We start from the raw sequence: 4,377 nt of genomic DNA, 5'->3' as shown, positions 1-4,377 counted from the left end.
GGTCCAGGGGCCCTCCCCCCCGGGCCCCCCCCCGCCCCCCCCCCCCCGCCCCCCCCCCCCCCCGCCCCCCGCCCGCCGCGCCCCCCCCCCCGCCCCCCGTAGAGCCGCGCCCCCCCGCCACTGGCCTCAGCCCGCCTCCACGCTGGTGCGCCGTTCCCTCTCGCCGCCGCGCAGCCGCCGGCGCAGCGCCGCCAGCCGCGGGTACCGCTCGCCCAGCTCGGCCGCGTTGCGGTCCAGCTCCTGGGTGAGCCGCTCGGTCCGCTTGTCGATGTCCAGCTCGTCCAGGATGCGGTCGATCTCGGCCAGCAGCGCCCCGTGCAACTGCCACTGGCGCGGATGCTCCTGCACGTCCTCCAGCAACTGGTGGGCCACCCGGTCCCGGGTCTCGCGGCTGGCCGCCAGCGCCCCGGTGAGCAGGTCCTCCGCCTCCTCGGCGGTGTCCGCGGCCTGCGTGGTGATCAACTGCGCGAAGCTCTCGATGGCCAGCGCCATCTCCCCGAACAGCTCCTCCAGCGAGGCCGCCACGTCCGGCGCGAACAGCGACTCCTCGGTGCGGAACCGCGACAGGTCGGTCAGCGAGCGGGTCAGCACCCGCAGTACGACCGCGCAGATCTCCAGGGTGTCCAGACCGGTCCGCAGCACCACCCGGGACAGCAGCCCCTCGCGCACCCGCGGGTTGAACCGCAGACTGTCCTCCGCCTGCCGCAGCGAGGCGTCCACCTCCACGATGTCGTGGTCCAGCCGCCGCGCCTCGTGCAGCCGGGCCGCCGCGTGCGGGAAGGAGATGTGGCCCTGACCGATCTCCTCGCCCATCTCCCGGAACATCCGGCCCATGCCGCGCGCCAGCCCGTCGATGGACGCCCCGGCGGTCTGCACCCACACCGGCGGTGCGAAGAGCAGGTTGAACAGCAGCCCCACCCCCGCGCCGATCAGCGTCTCCAGCACCCGGTGCCAGGCCTGGGTGGCCGCCTGGGACACCCCGAGCACCAGCATGGCGCTGATCGCCACCTCCGGCACGAACTCGCTGACCCGCACGAACCGCCCGATGATCAGCGCCGCGAAGATGGTCAGCCCCAGACTCCACCAGCTCAGGCCCACCAGCGTGGAGAACGCGGTGGCGATCAGCACGCCCACCACCACCGAGTTCACCCGGCGGATGCCGGTGGTCAGCGTGGCGTACAGCGTCACCTGCACCACCAGCAGCGCGGTCAGCGGGGCGGTGAGCGGCGCCGGCTGATCGGGCAGGACGGTCAGCGCGACGGAGTAGGAGATGACCGCGGCGGCCGTCGAGCGCAGCGTCTGCACCGCCACGGGCTCGGTGGTCCGCCGCACCAGCTTGATGACGGGGCCTGATACGTCCGGCATCCCCTTCCCTTTCCCGAGCGTGGCCGGTTCAGCACGGTCCGGGCCGCCGATCCCCCCGTACGCCGCCGTTTGCGGGCACCCGCCCGTGGTACCGCCTCCGGGACGCATCCACTCAGGGAGGCACCATGGCGCCATCCGCCGGCCGGGGCACGCCGGTCGCCGTCGTCACCGGCTCCGACTCCGGCATCGGCCGCGCCACCGCCGTACGCCTGGCCCGCGAGGGCATGGACGTCGGCGTCACCTGGCACCGCGACGAGGCGGGCGCCCGGCGGACGGCCGAGGAGGTCCGCGCGCACGGGCGCAGGGCCGCGCTCGCCCGTCTGGACCTGACCGCGCTGCCGGCGGCGGCCGGCGCGGTCGAGGAGCTGGCGGGCGAGCTGGGCCGGCTCGACGTGCTGGTCAACAACGCCGGCACCGGCACCGCGACCCCGTTCCTTGAACTGGCGTACGAGACCGTCCGGGACGTGGTCGACGTCGACCTGATCGGCCCGCTCCTGTGCTCCCAGCTCGCCGCGCGGCGGATGATCGCCCAGGGCGACGGCGGCCGGATCGTCAACGTCACCTCCGTCCACGAGCACCAGCCGCGCGTGGGCGCCGCCCCCTACTGCGCGGCCAAGGGCGGCCTCGGGCTGCTCACCCAGGTGATGGCGCTGGAACTGGCCGAGTACGGCATCACCGTCAACGCGGTCGCGCCCGGCGAGATCGCCACCCCGATGACCGGTCAGGAGGACGGCGACGTGCGCACCGAGCGCCGCCCCGGGGTGCCGCTCGGCCGGCCCGGCGACGCCCGCGAGGTCGCCGCGGTCATCGCCTTCCTGGCGGGCCCCGAGGCCTCGTACGTCACCGGCTCCTCGTACGTGGTGGACGGCGGGATGCTCCGGATGGGCCCGCAGGCCGGCTCCCACCTCGGCTCCGACGACTGGCGCCGCCCACGCTGACGGCCCCCGCTCGACGCGCGAGCGGGGGCCGCCGGGGTCGGACGGGAGCTAGCGCACCCCGGCCGGACGCCCCGCCACCGACGCCCGGTCCCCGTCCGCCGCCTGGCCGTCCGACTCCGCGGCGTGCACCGGCAGGTGGTACACCGCGAACGCCCGGCCCAGCACCGGCTGCGCCACGTTCCGCACCCGCACGCCCTCACTCGTCATGCCGTGCTCGGCGCCCATGTGCGCGTGCCCGTGCACCGCCAGGTCCGCGCCGGCCGCGTCCACCGCCTCCGCCAGCAGATAGCTGCCCAGGAACGGGTAGATCTCCAGCGGCTCGCCCGCCAGCGTGTCCGGCACCGGAGAGTAGTGCGTCAGCGCGATCCGCACCGCGCAGCCCGCCTCCGCCAGCATCTCCAGCGCCCCGCGCAGCCCGTCCGCGCACCGGCGGGTGTAGCGGATGAACTCCTTCATCTCCGGCTCGCCGAACTCGCCGCCGCTGCGCCCGGCGAAGCCGCCGCCGAACCCCTTGGTCCCGGCCACGCCCACCCGCACGCCGCCGACCTGCAGGGTGACGCCGTCCTTCTCCAGGACGGTCACCCCGGCCCGTTCCAGGGCCGCCGCCACCGCGGCCTCCTGGTCGCTCTGGTAGTCGTGGTTGCCCAGCACGGCCACCACCGGCACGTCCAGCCCGGCCACCTCGCCCGCGACCACCTCGGCCTCCTCCACGGTGCCGTGCCGGGTCAGATCGCCCGCGAGCAGCAGCAGGTCCGCGCAGTCGGGGAGGGTCTCGAACGCCGGACGCAGGGTGCCGGCGCCGTCCGGGCCCAGATGGATGTCGCCTACCGCGGCTACTCGGATCACGTCAGCTCCTCGGGGTGCTCGGGGGCGTCCGACCGGACGACGACCAGGTCCGCGTGGAGCGGCAGACCGCCCAGCTCCTCCTCGGCGAGCCGCATGATCTCCTCGCGGCACGCGGAGCTGGACACCGTCCCGTACAGCGCCACTCCCGTGCCGCGCTGCTCGATCCGGACGCCCAGTTCGGCGATGTCCTCACTCGCCAGCCGGTCCCGCAGATGGGCGATGCGGTACTCGGCGGTGTCGGCGGCCGTCATGTCGCCTCCTCCTCACGGTGGTCCTCGTCCGGATCGATCACGTTCAGACGCTCCAGCAGGAACAGGAACGCCTCCGGCATCGGCGCCCCCTCGTTCTCGGTCCGCAGCCGGTCCCAGTCGATCTTCTCCCGCAGGGTGCGGGCGATCGGCAGTACCGACCCGAAGTCGCAGTGGTGCTCGGAGAAGGCGGCCAGCAGACTGGCGACCAGGTCGGTCGGCGAGAGCACCGGCATCCGCACCGAGTCCACGGGCAGCACCTGCGCCCGCTCCAGCATCTCGGCCGTCACCGGCTGGCGGGCCAGCTCGAAGATCAGGTCGATCTCCTCGCCGTGGCTGCGCGCCTTGATCAGCCAGTCCTCCGGCGGGACGCGCACCTGCACGCCCGCCTTCTCCAGTTCCCGGGTCACCGCCTCGGCGTCCTCGCGCCGGATCGCGAAGTCGGTGTCGTGCTGGAAGCTGGCCGGCACCCCGTGCGCGTACGCCGCCACACTGCCCGCCAGCGCGAACGGGTGCCCGCCCGCCTTCAGCAGGCCCGCCACGTGCTTGGTCGCCTCCAGGATGGCCTGCGTCCGGTCCGGTGGATGCGCCGGCCGCTCCACGTGCCCGAGCCCGCCCGCCACCGGTCCGCCCACCCCGGGGCCTTCGGCCGCCCCGAAGTCCGCGCTGCGCACCGTCCCGTGCCCGGCGGGGTCGTGCCCCGCGGCGGCGTCGCGGTCGCCGGGCGCCGCCGCACCCGGGGCGGCCGGCGCTGAGGCCGGCCCCCGGGCGGGGTCCGCGCCGCCCGTCGCCTGCTGCCGCCCGGCCAGCCGCAGTCCGGACGGCTCCGGCGGTCCGCCCTGCCGGGTGGCGTCCTGCGCGTCGTTCCTCACGGGGTCCGTCCTCCTCGTCGGCTGCCTGCGGGGAGCCGGTCGGGTACCCGGGCGATGCGCTTTTATGGCGCTCCGCCGGACGGGTGAGCGGTACGGAGCCCCCCGGCC

5 protein-coding genes are annotated in these 4,377 nt (G+C 75.4%); 1 reads left to right on the top strand and 4 read right to left on the bottom strand.

Annotated features, from left to right (window positions below):
* Positions 1-126 precede the first annotated feature (126 nt).
* The gene (locus C6N75_RS29060) at positions 127-1,365 is read right to left on the bottom strand and encodes an FUSC family protein (protein ID WP_105871829.1); all 1,239 of its coding nucleotides are present in this window, start codon (positions 1,363-1,365) and stop codon (positions 127-129) included.
* A 125-nt stretch (positions 1,366-1,490) separates the two neighbouring features.
* On the opposite strand from C6N75_RS29060, the gene C6N75_RS29055 reads away from it, so the two are divergent.
* The gene (locus C6N75_RS29055) at positions 1,491-2,303 is read left to right on the top strand and encodes an SDR family oxidoreductase (protein ID WP_105871828.1); all 813 of its coding nucleotides are present in this window, start codon (positions 1,491-1,493) and stop codon (positions 2,301-2,303) included.
* Positions 2,304-2,351: 48 nt separating this feature from the next.
* On the opposite strand, the gene C6N75_RS29050 is transcribed toward C6N75_RS29055, so the two are convergent.
* Genes C6N75_RS29050 through C6N75_RS29040 form a run of 3 tightly spaced genes read right to left on the bottom strand, consistent with a single transcriptional unit; the run spans position 2,352 to position 4,071 of the window.
* The gene (locus C6N75_RS29050; protein WP_105871827.1) at positions 2,352-3,149 is read right to left on the bottom strand and encodes a metallophosphoesterase family protein; all 798 of its coding nucleotides are present in this window, start codon (positions 3,147-3,149) and stop codon (positions 2,352-2,354) included.
* Positions 3,146-3,400, bottom strand: coding sequence for a hypothetical protein (locus C6N75_RS29045; protein WP_105871826.1), 255 nt, complete (start codon positions 3,398-3,400; stop codon positions 3,146-3,148). The genes C6N75_RS29050 and C6N75_RS29045 overlap by 4 nt, the downstream gene beginning before the upstream one ends.
* Entirely contained in the window at positions 3,397-4,071 is a 675-nt protein-coding gene (locus C6N75_RS29040) for a nucleotidyltransferase family protein (RefSeq protein ID WP_105871830.1), read from the bottom strand. Before C6N75_RS29040 ends, C6N75_RS29045 begins: the two co-directional genes overlap by 4 nt.
* Positions 4,072-4,377 lie beyond the last annotated feature (306 nt).

This window comes from Streptomyces solincola, from assembly GCF_002982015.1.
Classification (GTDB): Bacteria; Actinomycetota; Actinomycetes; order Streptomycetales; family Streptomycetaceae; genus Streptomyces; species Streptomyces solincola.
The sequence above is the reverse complement of the archived record's forward strand: the minus strand, read 5'-3'. Positions and strand labels throughout refer to the sequence as shown.

What these genes read in the sequence shown, in the direction of transcription:
- C6N75_RS29055 (WP_105871828.1), top strand. Translation starts at nt 1,491, where the DNA reads ATGGCGCCATCCGCCGGCCGGGGCACGCCGGTCGCCGTCGTCACCGGC.
- C6N75_RS29060 (WP_105871829.1), bottom strand. Translation starts at nt 1,365, where the DNA reads ATGCCGGACGTATCAGGCCCCGTCATCAAGCTGGTGCGGCGGACCACC.
- C6N75_RS29045 (WP_105871826.1), bottom strand. Translation starts at nt 3,400, where the DNA reads ATGACGGCCGCCGACACCGCCGAGTACCGCATCGCCCATCTGCGGGAC.